Annotated in this window: 17 protein-coding genes; 7 read left to right on the forward strand and 10 right to left on the reverse strand. The window is 40.9% G+C overall.

The window, feature by feature from the left end; genetic code table 11:
- Positions 1-133 precede the first annotated feature (133 nt).
- Positions 134-994, forward strand: a complete 861-nt coding sequence (locus VGD82_RS10235) for an AraC family transcriptional regulator (RefSeq protein ID WP_331020293.1) — start codon at positions 134-136, stop codon at positions 992-994.
- A gap of 307 nt (positions 995-1,301) precedes the next feature.
- Here VGD82_RS10235 and VGD82_RS10240 read toward each other — a convergent pair whose 3' ends face one another.
- The 4 genes from VGD82_RS10240 to VGD82_RS10255 form a co-directional block, all read right to left on the reverse strand.
- Entirely contained in the window at positions 1,302-1,820 is a 519-nt protein-coding gene (locus VGD82_RS10240) for an SRPBCC family protein (protein ID WP_331020294.1), read from the reverse strand.
- Between the two features lie 72 nt (positions 1,821-1,892).
- Positions 1,893-2,612, reverse strand: a complete 720-nt coding sequence (locus VGD82_RS10245) for a GNAT family protein (RefSeq protein WP_331020295.1) — start codon at positions 2,610-2,612, stop codon at positions 1,893-1,895.
- A 117-nt stretch (positions 2,613-2,729) separates the two neighbouring features.
- Complete coding sequence (locus VGD82_RS10250) at positions 2,730-3,770, reverse strand: MBL fold metallo-hydrolase (RefSeq protein WP_331020296.1); 1,041 nt, start codon at positions 3,768-3,770, stop codon at positions 2,730-2,732.
- Positions 3,771-3,778: 8 nt separating this feature from the next.
- Positions 3,779-4,390, reverse strand: coding sequence for a TetR/AcrR family transcriptional regulator (locus VGD82_RS10255; RefSeq protein WP_331020297.1), 612 nt, complete (start codon positions 4,388-4,390; stop codon positions 3,779-3,781).
- A 119-nt stretch (positions 4,391-4,509) separates the two neighbouring features.
- Between VGD82_RS10255 and VGD82_RS10260 the strand changes: the two genes are divergently transcribed.
- From VGD82_RS10260 to VGD82_RS10280, 5 genes are all read left to right on the forward strand, one after another.
- Entirely contained in the window at positions 4,510-5,415 is a 906-nt protein-coding gene (locus VGD82_RS10260) for an alpha/beta hydrolase (protein ID WP_331020298.1), read from the forward strand.
- A 71-nt stretch (positions 5,416-5,486) separates the two neighbouring features.
- A complete protein-coding gene (locus tag VGD82_RS10265; protein ID WP_331020299.1) occupies positions 5,487-6,899 on the forward strand; it encodes an MFS transporter in 1,413 nt (470 codons plus the stop codon).
- 22 nt (positions 6,900-6,921) lie between these two features.
- The gene (gene fabF, locus VGD82_RS10270; protein ID WP_331020300.1) at positions 6,922-8,193 is read left to right on the forward strand and encodes a beta-ketoacyl-ACP synthase II; all 1,272 of its coding nucleotides are present in this window, start codon (positions 6,922-6,924) and stop codon (positions 8,191-8,193) included.
- An 84-nt stretch (positions 8,194-8,277) separates the two neighbouring features.
- The gene (locus VGD82_RS10275; protein WP_331020301.1) at positions 8,278-9,150 is read left to right on the forward strand and encodes an alpha/beta hydrolase; all 873 of its coding nucleotides are present in this window, start codon (positions 8,278-8,280) and stop codon (positions 9,148-9,150) included.
- Positions 9,151-9,419: 269 nt separating this feature from the next.
- Positions 9,420-9,863 (forward strand): YiiD C-terminal domain-containing protein, encoded by a 444-nt coding sequence (locus tag VGD82_RS10280; protein WP_331020302.1) that lies wholly within the window; start codon positions 9,420-9,422, stop codon positions 9,861-9,863.
- Between the two features lie 157 nt (positions 9,864-10,020).
- Here the strand turns inward: VGD82_RS10280 and VGD82_RS10285 are convergent, their stop codons facing one another.
- From VGD82_RS10285 to VGD82_RS10310, 6 genes are all read right to left on the reverse strand, one after another.
- Entirely contained in the window at positions 10,021-10,644 is a 624-nt protein-coding gene (locus VGD82_RS10285) for a tyrosine-type recombinase/integrase (RefSeq protein WP_294838577.1), read from the reverse strand.
- Positions 10,645-10,730: 86 nt separating this feature from the next.
- Positions 10,731-12,605, reverse strand: a complete 1,875-nt coding sequence (locus tag VGD82_RS10290; RefSeq protein ID WP_294838568.1) for a potassium transporter Kup — start codon at positions 12,603-12,605, stop codon at positions 10,731-10,733.
- Between the two features lie 8 nt (positions 12,606-12,613).
- Positions 12,614-13,297 carry a two-component system response regulator KdpE gene (gene kdpE / locus VGD82_RS10295; RefSeq protein ID WP_294838571.1) on the reverse strand — a complete coding sequence of 228 codons (684 nt, stop codon included), beginning with the start codon at positions 13,295-13,297 and terminating at the stop codon, positions 12,614-12,616.
- Positions 13,294-14,787 carry a DUF4118 domain-containing protein gene (locus tag VGD82_RS10300; protein WP_294838574.1) on the reverse strand — a complete coding sequence of 498 codons (1,494 nt, stop codon included), beginning with the start codon at positions 14,785-14,787 and terminating at the stop codon, positions 13,294-13,296. The genes kdpE and VGD82_RS10300 overlap by 4 nt, the downstream gene beginning before the upstream one ends.
- A 221-nt stretch (positions 14,788-15,008) precedes the next feature.
- Complete coding sequence (locus VGD82_RS10305) at positions 15,009-15,464, reverse strand: nuclear transport factor 2 family protein (RefSeq protein WP_331020303.1); 456 nt, start codon at positions 15,462-15,464, stop codon at positions 15,009-15,011.
- Positions 15,465-15,615: 151 nt separating this feature from the next.
- Entirely contained in the window at positions 15,616-17,133 is a 1,518-nt protein-coding gene (locus tag VGD82_RS10310) for a TolC family protein (protein ID WP_331020304.1), read from the reverse strand.
- Positions 17,134-17,225: 92 nt separating this feature from the next.
- Between VGD82_RS10310 and VGD82_RS10315 the strand changes: the two genes are divergently transcribed.
- On the forward strand, positions 17,226-17,837 hold the full coding sequence (locus VGD82_RS10315; RefSeq protein ID WP_331020305.1) for a TetR/AcrR family transcriptional regulator: 612 nt from the start codon (positions 17,226-17,228) through the stop codon (positions 17,835-17,837).
- Positions 17,838-17,869 lie beyond the last annotated feature (32 nt).

The raw sequence follows: 17,869 nt of genomic DNA on the forward strand, positions 1-17,869 counted from the left end.
TCGGCCCTAACCGGTCATTCGTATCCTCAATCGAGGATTCAACGTAGGTAAAATAGAAAGCGCAATCTCAGTCAGGACATGCACTTTGCGACAGCGTATAGTTTCGTCTCATTCATGGATGCACGGAGAGAATATGTCGAAGGCAAGCGCTTACGAGACAAGGTTCAACAGGGTTTTCGATTACATCGACAAACACCTTGGTGAGGTACTGACCTTGGAGTCGGTGAGCCAAGTAGCGAGTTTCTCAAAATATCACTTTCACAGGCAGTTTTCCGAATACACCGGAATAAGCGTCTTTAGATATATCCAGTTGATGCGGCTCAAACGGGCGTCCTATCGACTTGCTTTCAACAAGATAGAGATGATTACTGACATTGCATTGGATGCCGGTTTTGAAAATCCAGAATCGTTTTCCCGCGCATTCAAGAACGCTTTTGGGCAAACCCCTTCTGGATTTCGACGAAGCCCTGCATGGGAGCCATGGAACGAACGATATCAATTACCCAATAGAGAAAGGAAACAAAACATGGAAGTCAATATCATCGAGTTTGAAGAAACCAAGGTGGCCGTTCTGGAGCATCGAGGCACTCCCGCATTGATCAATGATTCGGTCGGAATATTCATAGAGTGGCGCAAGGCAAGCGGTTTTTCTCCAGTTAAGTCCAGTGAGAATTTCGGAATTGCTTATGACAACCCCGACACGACGGATCCAGAGCAATTCCGTTTCGATATCTGTGGTTCGGTATCGGAAGATGTGCCTAACAACCCACAAGGAGTGGTCAACAAGATAATCCCGCGTGGCCGATGCGCGGTTATACGCTACCATGGCTCACACGACAGGATAGGGACCTGCGCCTATTACTTGTATCGGGACTGGTTGCCAGAGAGTGGGGAGGAGTTACGCGATTTCCCGCTGTATTTCCACTATCTGAACTTGCTACCAGATACCTCTGAACACGAGTTGATTACGGATATATATTTACCTTTGAAATAAAGGTTGAATGAGTGAATGGGAGATATGTCGCCATTGACAGGTTCTGGCATAGGGTACTCATTCATCTTTGCGATGTGCTTACTTAATAGCCGTCATACGCTCGGAGATAATGGTGATACATCTAAGCAGACGCTGACAATTGGGGCTTACGGCCCAAAGCAGCCATATGGAACACGATAAAGCTAGTTAACGAGCTTTAATGCAAATCTATTTATTCTTCCTCATCCATTCCACTAGTTATGGAACAAAAGTCGAACTTCTGTCTTGAATCTGCCAGTAGACCAGTCAGTATCGGCATTGTGCACTTCTAAAATTGCTTAGCTAAATCTTTTAATAAAAGCACATAAATGTTGTTCATAAATTCGACAGCTTCTGCTCCATTCGAGTCCCAAGATCCTGTCCATTCTACAAAGGTTTTTCCTTCTGAGGTTAGTGAAAGTAAATGTAAATCACCTACATAATTTTTGATTTCGGTAGGTGAAATTGGAGACGGTCCATCATCAATCGAATATTGAATACGATGCTCTGCAGCGCAATATCCTATTAAAATATCCAAAAATTGACCATTCAACAACCTCTTTGCTCCAATTGACTTACCATCTTTAGTTCCAACATTTTCATTCTTCTTGACTATGGTTGGTGCCCACGTGAAATCGTGAAAGTCCTTAATACGCTCCCAGACCACTTCAATCGGCGCATCAACAATTATTGAGCTGTAAACTCTATGATGTATATTCCCTTTAGAATTCATTTCGCTCCACACCAATTTACACTCAGCTACCGCCAATGAACTGAACAAAAAAAACATCAAACCAACTATTCCCATATTTTTTTCATACTATATCTTCTCCTGTATTTTTGAATTAGGTGTATTAATATCGACGCTTAGTACAGTTGGTTAACAGCTTAACGATTGCCTGATAGAAATAAGACTCTGGATTTGTGATTGATTTTCATCGAAATTACTTTTAGAAAGCCAGCTTTGGAAAGCTTGCTTTAGCACTGGCCACTCCTTATCTATAATTGAATGCCAAGCTGTATCACGACTGCGTCCCTTGTAAACGAGTGCTTGCCGAAAAATACCTTCAAAGCTAAACCCCAAACGCTCAGCGGCTTTACGCGAGGGGGCATTGAGGCTATCGCACTTCCATTCATAACGCCTATATTTAAGATCATCAAAAACGTATGCCATGAGCAGAAATTGGGCTTCAGTTGCAGCAGTTTGTTGTTTCAGTAATGGGGAGAATGCTACATGCCCAACTTCGATTACTCCATGTAAAGGTTCAACTCTCATCAAAGCTAAGATGCCTACAGCTTTACTAGAATGGTTTGATACAACAGCAAAATGTTTGGGATCAGAAGTTTTAGCAGCAGCTTCAATGTAGTGCCTGTATTCCAATTCATTAGTAAAAGGTCCATTAGGCAGATACGTCCAATCTCGAGAATCAGGGGCTGTTGCATATGCTGCATAGAGATCATCTGCATGACGATTGACACTCAATGGTTCAAGTGTGCAGAAATTACCCTTTAGAATCACATTTCCTGGCATCTCACGAGGCACCCAATCTTCAATTGAATAGCCTATAGGTTGGTCGAATTCATTTTTATTTATGATCATTTTTGAGAGTTTTCAGTTATCTTTAGTTGATAAGTATTGTAGTCAAATCAATGTAAACTTAAGTAGTTGAGCATATAGTAAAGGTTCATTGAAATACCGCTTGAAGTGCGTCAAGGCTTAATCCTGAACTTCAACACCAATCTCTTCCGTCTGCCCAATGGCTATTAATTTGAAATTTTCTACGCGTTGATTTGCAATAGCAGAGGTAAGGTCTGCGCGATTTTCATCTGAGGTCTCATCACCAAGTTGAAATGTCCCCCAATGTATTGCAATAGATTTCATTGGTTTTAGATCTAGATGAGCCTGTACAGCTTCGTCTGGGTTCATATGTTCGAAACGCATTAAATTTCGGGGTTTGTAAGCTCCTATAGGTAAAGCCGCAAAATCGATATGGCCAACTTTTTGTGAAATTTGTTTAAACAGTTCTTCTTCATAAGCTGTATCGCCAGCAAAATAGAATTTCTTATTAGCGTATTCAACTGTCCAGCCTCCCCATAATGTTTCGTTCTTATTTGTGAATGCTCTACCACTTGAATGTTGTGCTGGTACAAATACAAACTCTGCATTACCTAGTTTAATTTCGTCCCACCAATTCAGCTCTTCTACTTTTGCATCAGAAACATTGGCTTCAAACCAAGATTTCAAACCTAGCCCAGTTAAAAATAATGGGCTACCATTTTCTTGGTTGGCTAGTGTTCTTACAGTTTGTAAATCAAGATGATCATAATGATCATGCGATATCAACACAATATCAATATGAGGTAAATCCTTCATATCTAACGGAAGCTGAACTAAACGTTTAGGCCCTAGCGGTGGGGTTGGTGTGGCATATTGACTAAAAACTGGATCTGTTAATATCCACAGTTTTCCAGCTTTAATTAACATCGTAGCATGTCCAAGCCACGTTACAGAAAAGTCATCATGCTCCAATTTCGTCATAGAAACTGATGATTGTTTAATACTATTTTCATCTGCTTTCTTATTGGTTACCTGTACCCAGGCTCGGTGTAGCATATAGCCAACTGAGGCACGTGATTTCGTGTCACTTGGCTGCTCGAACAAATTTTTATAAGGTACTTGCTTCAGGCTTGTATTGTTATTGGCATATACAATCACACTAACTAATAAAATCGCTATAAATAAAATGTATTTGATCATAGAGCTTCTCAATTTGTCCTAGGCCAACTTTTTAAAGCGAACTCGACGATTTCCATGAGCTCTCCATTTGATGCACCGCTAGTTACTTGTACGGACATTCCTTGATGTAATGTGGATAGAAATTTAGCTAAAGTTTCGGCGTTAGCATCAGTAGGTAAGTCGCCTTCTTCTTTTGCTTTCTCAAAACGTTTTGCTAATTGTTGCTCATATGAATATCTATATTTGGTTAATAAATCTTGTACCAAAAGAGAATCTGCACTTACAGATAGTGCGGCTTGTACAATCAAACAGCCTTTTGGATGATTCGTGTCTGTGAAGAACTCTACTGCTTTAGTCAAAAAACTCTGAGCCACTTCATAAGCTGTGGGTTGATTTACTGCCTCTTGGATAAATGCAACTGGGCCAGCAACATATCTTGATAAAGCCTTTTTGAATATCTCTTCTTTATTGCCGAAGGCAGCATATAAACTTGGTTTGTTAATACCCAAAGCTTCTGTTAGCTCAGCTATAGAAGCACCCTCAAAGCCCCTTTTCCAAAAAATTTCCAAAGCTTTATCCAAAGCCTCACCCATATCAAAAACTCTAGGACGGCCCCGTAGTTTCTTAACTTTTTCTAACATAATCTATCTCTTTATTAATTAATATACCGATTGTTACAGAAATGTATTGACAATGCAATATGTAATGAGTTACATTTATGTAACGTTCGGTATTTTATTAATTAGATAAGGAGTTACAAATGAACAAATTCTTAAAATCTTTAGTTTTGATAGCAACAACATTTTCAATAGTTGAGTCAGGCTCGGCGTTAGCTGCAGACAAACTAGAAACAGCACCTACTAAATATGTAGAGGCTAATGGTGTGAAATTTTCATATCGCACATTAGGCCCTAAATCGGGTACACCTTTGATACTTCTGCAACACTTTACGGGCACTATGGATGCCTGGGACCCTGCAGTTGTGAATGCGTTAGCTAAATCTAGAACTGTTGTAGTGTTCAATAATCGTGGGGTTGGTGCTACCAATGGCGTTGTTGCAGACAATGTTTCTGACATGTCATCAGATGCCCATGCCTTCATTCAAGCATTAGGTTTCAAAAAAGTAGATTTGCTTGGGTTCTCAATGGGTGGATTTATTGCACAGCAATTAGCTGCTCAGCATCCGGACTTAGTCAACAAAGTAATTCTGGCTGGCACCACACATCAAGGCGGTGGTAATCATTTGATGCAAGTTTTAAGCGAGGCATTTTCTAGAACAACTGCACCTGACCCACGTGATTACTTATTCTTCTCGCAGTCTGACGCAGGTAAAAAAGCTGGCGGTGAATTTTTATCAAGAGTGTATGCAAGAACGAAAGATCGTGACCCGGAAAGCAGCAAAGAAATTGCCGATGCTCACGGTAAGGCGCTGATTGTGTTTACCAGCACACCAGACCCAGAATACAAAACCCTCAAAGCCATCCATCAACCTGTATTAGTTGTAACTGGTAACAATGACACCATGCTTCCTACTGAGGGTTCGATTACTTTATACAAGGAATTAAGCAACGCTCAATTGATTTTATATCCTGACTCAAATCATGGCTCAATTTTTCAATATCACGACTCATTTGTTAATTCGGCTAATTTCTTCTTAAGTCATTAAAGTTAAGTTAGCCACAACCTAAGGGCTGTGGCTAATACCAATTAATAAATAATCTGAAAGTGATAAACAAAATGAAATCACTAACCCAAACGTACGTACCAGTTGTAAAAATCGCCCCCAGTGCATGGCAAGTATTTGCAGTTGCCAGTATCGCTATTTTTATGGCATCTCTAGATAGCACCATTCTCTATGCAGGGTTCAATAATATTTTGAATAGCTTTCCAAATTCTAAGGCTACTGACTTATCTTGGGCTATGACTGGATATTCGATTGTATATGCTGCAATGCTAATTCCTGCTGGTGGAGTAGCAGACAAATATGGCAGAAAAAAGATCTTTATGCTGGGTACACTTTTGTTTATTTCAGCTTCATTTGCATGTGGAGCATCGCCCAGCGTTTTTTGGTTAATTGTAGCAAGAGTATTTCAATCAATTGGTGCTTGCTTGCTCACACCTGCGGCACTGGCCTTGGTGCTCGATGCATTCCCTAAAGAGAAGCGCATGATTGCAATGGGTGCATGGGGAGCCGTGGGCGCTTTAGCAGCTGCCTTAGGACCTGGCATCGGGTCATACATTATCGATGTCGGTGGTTGGGAGTGGGCATTTTTCATCAATGTTCCCATTGGATTACTTTGTATTTGGCAAAGCTCAAAAATATTACACGAATCAACTCAGCCCAGAGACAAAATGCGCATGGATTGGATTGGCATGTTCCAGCTGATTATCGGTGTTGGTGCTATTGCTTTTGGTATTGTTGAAATGAAGTCGGCAGATTGGGATCATTTAGAGCTCATTGGAATAATAGTTTTAGGATTTGCAATCATTTTAAGTTACATCCCTTGGGCAAAATTTAATCCTGAACCACTGTTCGAGCTCAGTCTGTTTAAAAACAAAACATTTATGTATGCAAACCTGGCTGGAATTACTTTTGCGATCGCATTTTCTATCATGTTCTTTTCATTCTTTTTTTGGATGAAAAATATATGGCATTTAAATCAGACTTTAGCTGGTGCAGCAATTATGCCAGGACCACTAACGGTTGTGCCTACAGCAATATTATCAGGAAGAATTGTTTCTAAAATAGGCCATCGACCACTATTGGTCACTGGTTCATTTTTATTTGCTTTGAGCGGTCTATGGTTTTTATTAATTCCTGATGCAAATCCTAATTATCTAAGAGACTGGTTGCCAGGATTACTTCTTAATGGCATTTCTATTGGATTGGTGATGCCATCATTATCTTCTGCGGCAGTATATGGTTTGCCTCCGAAAGACTATGCAGTTGGCTCAGCAATCAATCAAGCCATGCGGCAAATAGGAACAGTAATAGGTGTGTCAATAGCTGTACTTTTTCTAGCAAAGTCTCAACTCCAAATAGCAGACTTTAAACCAACGTATTTAATTCATATTGGATTAGCTTTAATGACTGCCATGCTGTGCATTCCAATTAACACACATCCTAAACAGTCATCCAAGGCTAAATAGCGCAATATAAAAGGTCAATCATATGAAAAGAATTGTTATCACTGGAATGGGTGTTGTAAGCCCGCTTGGGACTGGCGTTGCATTAGCGTGGAAACATCTATTAGAAGGTAAGTCTGGTATTTCAAAACTACCTAACACATTGGAGGAAGGCAGCCCTGTTAAATTTGCAGGTTGGATAAGGTCTAAAGAAGATGATCCTATCTTTGGCACCGATTTATTGAAAAGCATTAGCCAGAAGGAACTGCGGAGAATAGATAGATTTATACAATTTGCGTTGATTGCATCTGAAGAGGCCATCAATCAAGCAGGCTGGCAGCCCCAAAATGATAGGCAAAGAGAGCGCACTGCCACTATTATTGCTTCTGGCATAGGAGGTTTTCCAGCGATAGCTAATGCTGTTCGTAAAGGCGAGCTTGAGGGCGTTGATAGGCTATCACCTTTTACTATTCCATCATTTCTAGTCAATCTTGCTGCGGGCCAGGTTGCACTTAAACATCAATTTAAGGGGCCACTTGGAGCGCCTGTAACAGCATGTGCAGCAGGTGTTCAAGCAATTGGCGACGCTGCCAGACTAATACAGTCAGGTGAAGCTGATATTGCTATTTGCGGCGGTGCAGAGGCCTGTATTGACAAAGTAAGTCTAGGCGGCTTTGCTGCTGCTAAAGCACTCAGTACGAATTATTCAGATTCACCTGAATTAGCCTCAAGACCCTTTGATATTGGGCGTGATGGTTTTGTAATGGGAGAAGGCGCTGGCGTATTGGTAATTGAATCCTATGACCACGCTATGGCTAGAGGTGCTATTCCATTGGCAGAGTTAGTTGGCTACGGAACAACATCAGATGCCTACCATATTACATCAAGCCCAGAAGATGGTTCAGGTGCAGCGAGAGCGATGTCGATAGCACTGAATCAAGCTGGGTTAAATCCTGATGCGATTGACCATATTAACGCGCACGCAACCTCTACTCCAGTGGGCGATGCGGGGGAGCTGGCAGCAATTAAACGTGTTTTTGGCACTCAAAATTCTAAACTTGCTATAAGCGCGACTAAATCTTCAACAGGTCATCTGCTTGGCGCGGCTGGTGGGCTTGAAGCGATATTTACAATTATGGCTATTCAAGATCAATGTTGTCCGCCCACAATTAATCTAACGCAAGCGGATGAACGAGCAAATGGACTCATGATTGTGGGTAAAAATCCACTGCCCAAAAAGATTGAATATGCTTTATCTAATGGGTTTGGGTTTGGTGGGGTCAATGCTTCAGTAATTTTCAAACAATTCAAACCTTGAATGAAACGTAATAATGAAGTAGCAAAAAAGCAATCTGATTCGTCATTAAACAAATGTTATTAATAACCTGATTAGGAGAGTGAAATGGGAAATGCACCAAAAGATTTGAAATTTAATGGAAATGAGCTTTTTGTAAAGCTTACCGATGGAGAAACTGTTAGGGTGATTAAAACTGGGCAAGGCGACCCGCTTTTACTCATGCACACCATTAGAACGCAAATTGAGTTCTTTAGTGAAATGATTCCATTTTATGCAAAAAAATATACGGTTTATGCTGTCGATTTGCCTGGGCATGGGCAATCGTCTATCAACAAGAATATTAATTATGATGAACCGTATTTAAGAAAATCTATCATTGATTTGATTAATAAATTAGGACTAGAAAACATCACTTTAGTCGGCGAATCAATTGGTGCGACTCTCTCATTAACGATTGCAGCCACTATTCCAAATAAAATTAAACAGGTTATTGCTGTCAATACCTACGACTATGAAACCCGTTATGCTGACGGAATTAGAAGAGGTAATTTTATTGCTAACTTTATGATGTGGAATTATTCAATCCCATTTAATGGGGCCATATTCGCAGCTTTAGAAAATCGATTTTTCTTAAGCCTAGTAATGAATGGCGGAGTAACTAATATTAAAAAAATACCTACTTGGTTAATGAAACTTTTTGATCAAACAGGACATAGACCTGGATATGGCTATTTAGGAAGAAATATATTAAAAAATTGGAGAAGTTGGGCAAAAGCTTCTACTAATTATCAACAGATTGGTAGTCCTGTCACATTGGTATATGGCGAAAATGATTGGTCTACTAAAGAAGAAAGATCGCGTACTTTCAATAAAGTAGCGAATGCTAAATTTGAAACGATTGCTAACTCTGGTCACTTTCTAAGTGTGGATAATCCTAATGCACTAAAACAGGTTGTTAATAAGCACTTAATTGCCTAATGGAAGAAAACAAGATGAAGCAAACCTAGTTCATAATGACATTGATCAGCAAAAGAGGAAAGATTAAACACTTTAAGAATAATATCTAATGTCTAAATAGATAACATCCTAAACTCTGGCCACTTTCTTAGTTTTGATAATTCTAGTGAATTAAACAGATTATTAAATATATAAATATTTAAGTTATTAACATAGTCGACATAAAAGACCATTATGGTCTTTTATGTTTGTAAAATGTATTGTTTAAGAATGATTGAATTGGATACTTCATGAATGCAGCCGAATTCGAAAATTATTTATTTCATTATGTGCCAATTGCACAATCACTAGGTATTAAATTAACAGAAGTAAATTCAAATCATATAACAACATTAACTCCGATTGTGCTAAATAAAAACCATCTCAATACAGTGTTTGGCGGCAGTTCATCTATGGTTTGTATATTGACAGCTTGGTCATTACTACAAAATCGAGTTCTGTCTGAACATATAGATGGGAAGGTTGTGATTCGCAAGCAAACAGTAAATTACCTTAAACCCATTACTTCGGATTTTTTGTGTAAAGCTTATTTTCATGAAGACATAGATTGGAATTCGTTTTTAGATAAATTTTATAAAGTCGGTAAATCAAGGCTAAATATTTCAGCCAGTATTTATCAAGATGATGAACTTGCGGTGGAGTTTGAAGGAGTTTTTGTTTTACTTAAAAATTGAATGTTCCTCGCAATGTTAGAGAAAACCGAAATTAGTTTTAAAAATTCGATTTATACATTAGAGACGCTAATGAGTAATTAAAATTCAACGACTGCTTTGGGCCGTATATCGACCTTTCATATAAATCGAGGTATGAATACCTCGACCTATATTTTCATTAAACCTCCGTTTGCTCAGCAATTTCCAAAGCATCATCCACTTCAATACCAAGGTAACGCACTGTGCTTTCCAGTTTAGTATGTCCAAGTAATAACTGAACTGCTCGTAGGTTTTTTGTTCGTCGGTAGATTAATGATGCTTTAGTTCTTCGCATTGTATGAGTGCCATAATTGCTTGGATCTAGCCCAATCAGTTTTACCCATTTATGAACTATCCGAGCATATTGTCTGGTCGATAAATGTAGCGAATCATGAATTCGACTTGAGAATAAATAGCTATCACTACTAAGATGCGCATGATCAATCCACCGAGCTATTGAGTTACGAGTTTGCTCTGTGATTTCAAACTGTACTGGACGACTCGTTTTCTGCTGCATGACAATGGCTCTTGTATAGATGCGGTCGCCATGTGATATGTCACGGACCTTAAGTTTTAACAAATCACAACCTCGTAGCTTACTATCCAAAGCTAGATTGAAAAGTGCTAAGTCTCGTGTGCATTGAGATAACTCTAAACGAATTCTGATTGCCCAAATCTCCTTTAGCTTCAAAGGAGCCTTTTGTCCTACTAATTTACCTTTATTCCAGGACTGGGTTTTATGATTTCCCAAGAAGGATTCCATGATGATCTCCTATATGTATCAGGGATCAATAGTGTGCGCTTTATTGGATGAGCAGTTGTCGGCCCAAAGCAGTCATTGGACATATTTTACAACACAACCTGTGCCCCAAGTTCTACCACGCGATTAGGCGGCAATTTGAAGTAAGCAGCTGCGCTACCAGCATTTCTAAACATAGTCACAAATAACTTTCCTCTCCAAGAAGTCATAGCTGACCCAATTCTAGGAATAAGTGTTTCTCGACCAAGGAAAAAGGTAGTGCTCATTAAGTCTAATTCCATGCCTTGTAAATGGCATAGTTCTAAAGCTTTGGGTAAATCCGGCTGATCCATGAATCCATACTTAACTTTCATGCGATAAAACCTTTGATCTATTGTTTGAATCGCAATGTGTTGATCGTGTTCAACATACGGGACATCTAATGTTTCAACTGTCAGAATAATTACTCGTTCGTGAAGGCACTTGTAATGCTTCAAGCTATGCAATAGGGCATGAGGGATAACATTCGCATCCTGTGTCAGGAAAATAGCAGTGCCAGGTATCGTCACCATATCCAAATGCTCCAGACTTTTGACGAACGGATCAACAGAAATCGCCTCGGCAGATATACGGACGTGTAATAATTCGCGACCTTTCTTCCAAGTAGTCATCAACACAAAAATAGCAATACCAAATAACAGTGGGAACCAGCCACCTTCGTGAATTTTTAAGGCATTGGCAGCAAAGTAAAGCAGGTCTACAGCAAGAAATCCACCCACAACAATAAGGCTGAATGGAAGACTCCATTTCCAAATTTTGCGTACTACAATAAATGAAAGGAGAGTCGTGATGACCATTGTGCCAGTAACCGCAATACCATATGCTGCAGCTAGATTAGAGGATGAGCCAAACCCGATAATAAGCAAGGCAACGGCAATCATTAAACACCAGTTAATGACCGGAAGATAAATCTGTCCGATTTCTGCATGTGAAGTATGCTGGATCTCCATGCGAGGTGAATAACCAAGTTGCATCGCTTGCCGAGTAATTGAATATGTTCCGGATATGACTGCCTGTGAGGCAATAATGGTTGCTAAAGTAGCTAGGCCGACCATGGGCAACAGCATCCAGTCAGGTGCTAAGTGATAAAACGGATTTACGATAGCCTCAGGGTTCTTTAACAATAATGCACCTTGTCCATAATAATTAAGCACTAGTGCTGGAAGCACCAAGCCAAACCATGCTAGTTGTACAGGTTTGCGTCCAAAATGTCCCATATCGGCATAAAGCGCTTCGCCACCGGTTAATGCCAATACAGCAGCGCCTAGTGAAAAGAATCCAAGCACGGGGTCTATCAGGAAATAATGAAAGGCATGCGAAGGATTCAATGCCGACAGAACGCTAAGGTTTTGGCTGATACTCAAAATGCCAAGAGCGCCGAGGGTAATAAACCACAGCACCATAATAGGTCCGAATAGACTGCCAATTCTGGATGTGCCATGCTTTTGTACTACGAACAATCCAACAATCACGGCTAATGAGATTGGAAGGATATAGGGCTTGAATGCAGGAGTGACTATTTCAAGACCTTCTACGGCAGACAGCACTGAAATTGCTGGCGTGATTACACTGTCACCATAAAAAAGTGCTGCGCCGAATAAGCCTAGAAGCATTACTCCATTGGCATATGGCTTATCAGCAATGCCTCTAAGTACTAGCGCCATGAGTGCCATGATACCTCCTTCGCCACGGTTATCTGCACGCATTACAAAAACGACGTATTTTAGTGCCACAACAATTACCAGTGACCAAAAGATGACTGAGAGTACGCCTAGAATATGCTCTGGCGTAATGGGCACAGCATGATGCGCACCATTGAATACCTCTTTCATGGTATATAAAGGACTAGTGCCAATATCTCCGTAAACTACCCCCAGAGCTGCAAGCGCTAGAGTTGAAGTCTTGGTTTTTATTTTTTCTGACATGTTAATTCCTAAGGCTCGAAACGGTAACCAACGCCTATTTCGGTGAGTAAATGTTCTGGTTGTGCAGGATCGTTTTCAAGTTTCCGTCTGAGATGGCTCATATATATACGCAGATAATGGCTGCTCTCGGTGTGATTGGGTCCCCAAACCTCTTTCATCAAGCGACTTTGGCTGAGAATTTTGCTAGGGTTGGAAAGTAGAATAACTAGTAAACGATATTCGATTGGAGTGAGGTGTACAACTTGCCCTTCGCGATGCACTGAATGTTGAGATAAATCAATTTCTACGCTGCCAAAACTAACAATTGCAGGCATGTCTGCTGCTTGAAACCTTCTTCTGGTGACAGCACGTACACGGGCCAAGAGCTCACCAATACCAAATGGCTTGGTAAGATAATCGTCGGCGCCTGCATCTAAAGCTATTATTTTCGTTGCTTCTTCAGTTCTAGCAGACAGAATTAGTATCGGAACTGTAGACCAATTACGGAACTCTTGGATTACGTTGACGCCATCTATATCCGGTAACCCCAAATCTACTATAAGTAAATCTGGCTTGCGACATCCAGACTCAATGAGCCCTCGTTTTCCATTCTCTGCTTCAAATACAACCCAACCCTCAGCCTCCAATGCCTCTTTCACGAAATGTCGAATCTGAGGCTCATCTTCAACGATGACGACATTTTTGCTATTCATTCTTCGCTCTCTGTCTCTGGCTTGAATTCAGGCGGGGTACCAATCGGAAAGGTAATGGTGACAATAGCACCATCATCCTTTGATGAGTTTATTTCAACGGTCCCTTGGTGTGCATCCATGATGGCCTTACATATAGCCAACCCCATGCCAACGCCAGGCAAATTCGACTCTGTATCGCCCCGAGTGAACATCTGTAACAATGTATTTTGGTCGTCTGGGAAGCCTGCTCCGTGGTCACTTACTGAAATACAAGCGGCTCCAGAATCTACAAAACAACGAATTTCAATGATTGTTCCTGCAGGTGAGTATTTGGACGCATTTTCTATTAAGTTACACAATACGCGCTCAATTAAAACCGCATCAAAATTAACTAATGGTAAATTTGGCTCTAGCTGAACAGCAATACGATGATTTGTTAATGCCGGTTTTAATAATTGAATGGATGCACCAATAACGTCTTCGAACAACTGCCATTCTTTTTGTAGCTCTATTTTCCCTGCATGTAGCCTTGCCATATCTAGTAAATTACTAAGCAAGTTATTCATCGTTCGCGCCTGATCACATATTGCAGAAGCCGCGTCATGGATTTTTATATCTTTTGCTTTTGTTAGTATTGCGAGCGAATCAGACATGCCCACCAGTCCAGTCAATGGAGTTCTGAGATCATGTGATAACGCTGAGAGAATGGAGCCTCTTAGCCTTTCTGAGGCTGCTTCAAGTTGAGTTTCTTGGACCAGTTCAACATAGTGGAGACGTTCCATCGTAATTGAAACCAGATCGGATATGGCTACTAACAGTCGAATATTCACTTGCTCACTGTTTTCAGACATATCGCCTTGTACCATTAATACCCCAAATGCTTTTTGCGTAGATTTGATAGGCACAATAAAACCTTGGGTGTTATTGCTGGATAGCTGGCTGATATTAACGGTTGAGGATTGCTGAATGGCAGATAGCGCCAGATCATGCACCAAAACTTCATATTTCAATGATGGGAAGTTGCCGTGAATATCTATTGCATGCAAGGCAGACTGAAATCCTATGCCTGATAAGTATTTTTTTACCGCTTCAGATATAAATTTATGTGTAGTTGCACCTGCTAATTCTCTGGCCAATTTGTATAGGCTATTTGTATCGTGTTCTCTTTTGATAGCCTCTTCAGATTTCTGTTGCAGCATCGCAGTAAGATGGGCGGTGATCAAGCTTACGCAGAGCATTACCAGAAATGTCACTACGTATTGCAGATCATGAACTTGAAAGGAGAATCTTGGCGGTACAAAGAAAAAGTCAAACAAAGCTACAGCAAATATTGCTGACAGAATTGCTGGGCCGCGACCAAGCTTAAAGGCAATCAGAAAAACTGCCAGCAAGAAGATCATCACTATGTTCGCAAGATCCAGAAGCTGATATAGAGGCGCGGAGCCCAACGCTATTAGCGTAAGTATCAGTATTGCTAAAATATAAGAGCCGAATTTATTATTGTTTTGCATCACATCAACAATTTGGATTACCGGAATTAATTAATGACAATAATGCGCTTTTTGATGTAAAAAAAGTGTAAAAACTTCGAATGGCTGCTATGGGCCGTTTAGTGTCGCAGTATTCGGCCCAAAGCCGATGTTAACTACTAATCTGAGGAATCGCTTGATAGCGCGTATACCTCAAAATGATTTGTTAAAAATGTAAAGCAATCGCCATCACTATTGTTCAGCTAGCTTACAATTTGGTCGGCGACAGCTTCCTTTAGTCCAGCTGTCGCTTGTACAGACAAAGCATTAGCAGTTGATTGTGAATCTTGAAATTCTTCAAGCGCATGAACTTTACCCCACTTAAGTGTGAACACATGTAGACCACGGTTAATATATGCATCCCCGTTCAGCAAAGTTGAGGTGCCATCCCACTCGACAAATACATTAGTATTCCACGGCCAACCCACTACCCAAACGTTATTGACCTTGATATGGAGTTTAGGCTGAACACGACCGAGGCGTTCAAACCATTGGCGTACTGATGCTTTATCGTGGCGCTCACCGCCAAGCGCGTGCGTACCTGAAACGCGATGATGAACATTTGGCACGACTGCTTCTACTGCCTCATCAATGCGATGATTATTAACGTGGTCGAAAGTTTGACGGATTTTTTTCTCAACAATGTAACTGTATAACATGAGTGCTTCTCCTATTATTTGGTCTTACATTACCAGTGGCTCTCCTTGACCTGTTTTAATCACTCTTACTGATTGCCCATCAGCAATATTGATAAAATATTCAGTGCCGCTAATTTTTATATCTTTTGAACTCATATTGCTCTTCTTGTAATTATTGCTGCTTAGTTAATGTGTCTGAATTCGCTATGCTTAATACCTTAGAAAAGTGCAAAGTCACGTTACTCTCTTCCCAGCCACCGCCCAGTGTCTTAAATGCAGCAACAGCAGATCGGGCAGATTCGGTTTGTGCTTGCGCTTTTGCATCAGACGTTTTCAACAGATTTTCGTCTGCGTGTAATACCTCAATTAAGCTAACGACGCCTTTTTGATAAGCCATAAAAGAAGATTTTCGCGCCTGGGTAAGTGATTGCTCGCCTTGTAACAATGCATTTGTCTGCTCTTCACGTTTAACCAAGGCAGAAATGGCATTTTCCACATCTTCTGTCGCACGCAGCGCTGATTGTCGATAGGCTGCCAAAGCTTCTGCTTCCTGACCTTTTGCTTGATCAATCTGTGCATTAATGCGTGCGAAGTCAAACAAGCGCCAGCGTAAACCTACTACGCCCGCTGCCTGGTTCGCAGCACTGCTGAATAGATTTCCCCCTGATATGGCTGTAGCACTACCAATCAATAGGCTCAGAGCGAGCTTTGGATAATATTCAGAAACTGCCACGCCAATTTTTGCATTTGCTACAGCTAGTCGACGTTCCGCCACGATTAGGTCTGGCCTGCGACGCAGTAAATCTGCAGGGGATCCGATTGAAGATATTTGCGGCGCAACAGGAATTGGGCTGACTTTACCCAGTTCGGCTCTGTAAGTGCCAGGTGCAGCTCCAAGCATCACATCAAGTCCGTTCATGGAAATATCAAGTGCACTTTCTAGCACAGGTATAACCGCTTTAACCTGCGCAACAGCGCCTTCTACTTGCTGCACTTGAAGTCGAGGAGCTAGACCTTTGGAATACAGTAAATTTACTTTTGATAGAAGATGCTGTTGCGTCTCAAGTTGTTTTCTTGAAATATCAAGCCGAGACTGTAAACCACGAATGGTGATATAAATATCTGAGGTTTGTGCAGCAACAGCTAGACGAGTGGCAATCGCTCCCGCTTTGGCCGCTTGGTATTCCGCCACTGCAGCTTCTTGATCGCGGCGCAATCCTCCAAATATATCCAGCTCCCAACTTGCGTTTAGATTGGCTTCATAAAGATTTGCATTCCTGTCATAGCTAGGTACCGAGTTAAGAACTTGTCCAAGAGGCGATTCCAGCGACTGGTGATTTCTTATCGCTTGCACATTTACATTAGCTGAAGGCAATAATGCAGCTTGTGCAGATCCAAGACCTGATTTAGCTTGTGCGATGCGTGCAGTAGCTTGCGCTATATCCAAATTTTGCTCTAACGCTAATCGCACGTACCGACTTAATAGCGCATCTCCAAATCCATCCCACCAAGTTGCAAGATCAGCATTCGCAAAGTCAGGATTAGATAGTTCATTGCGTTTTTCAAGTTGAGCTTCGCCAAAATATTTATTGGAGAATGCTAGGTCTGGCTTTCTGTAATCTGGGCCAACGGCACAGCCGGCTATTAACCCTGCACTTAAAAAAACAACGATAGGACGAGAAATTAACATGACGTTCCTTGAACTTATTTAATTTAATAAGTGACTATATTACAATATGGTCACCATTTGTCAATCCCCCAAAGTCAAGGTATGCTATTAGAATGATTAAGAAACCACAACCCATCCCAAGAGGCCCTTCTGAGCACAATGTTCGTGATCAGATCGTAGAAGCAGCAGCTGAATATTTCAGTCGTTATGGCTACGAGAAAACAACCGTTTCCGACCTGGCTAAAGAAATTGGCTTTTCCAAAGCCTACATCTATAAATTCTTTGCTACAAAGCAGGCGATTGGTGAGGTGATCTGCTCCAATACTTTAAGCGCTATATTGAATGCGATTAATAAAGGGATGGTAGACGCTCCCACAGCTTCAGAACGATTTCGGCGTATGTTTAAAGCCGCTGTAGCAGAAAGCTCAAATCTTTTTTTTCAAGATCGTAAGCTCTATGATATTGCATCGTCTGCCGCGAGTGAGCAATGGCAATCTACGGTAAATTATCAAATTGAAATCAAAAAAATCATCTTGCAGATTATTCTCGAAGGGCGCGATACAGGGGAGTTTGAACGGAAAACACCAATAGATGAAACGGTCAATGCCATCTATTTGGTGATGCAACCTTATACCAATCCGTTGTTGCTTCAGCACAATCTTAACCTTGCTGAACAGGCGCCCATGATTCTTTCTAGTCTTATATTGCGAAGTTTAGCTCCATAAACAACTAATATATTGTAGTGACTATTGACTTA

Origin of the sequence: Methylotenera sp. (assembly GCF_036401095.1) — a bacterium.
In the GTDB taxonomy this organism is placed as follows: domain Bacteria; phylum Pseudomonadota; class Gammaproteobacteria; order Burkholderiales; family Methylophilaceae; genus Methylotenera.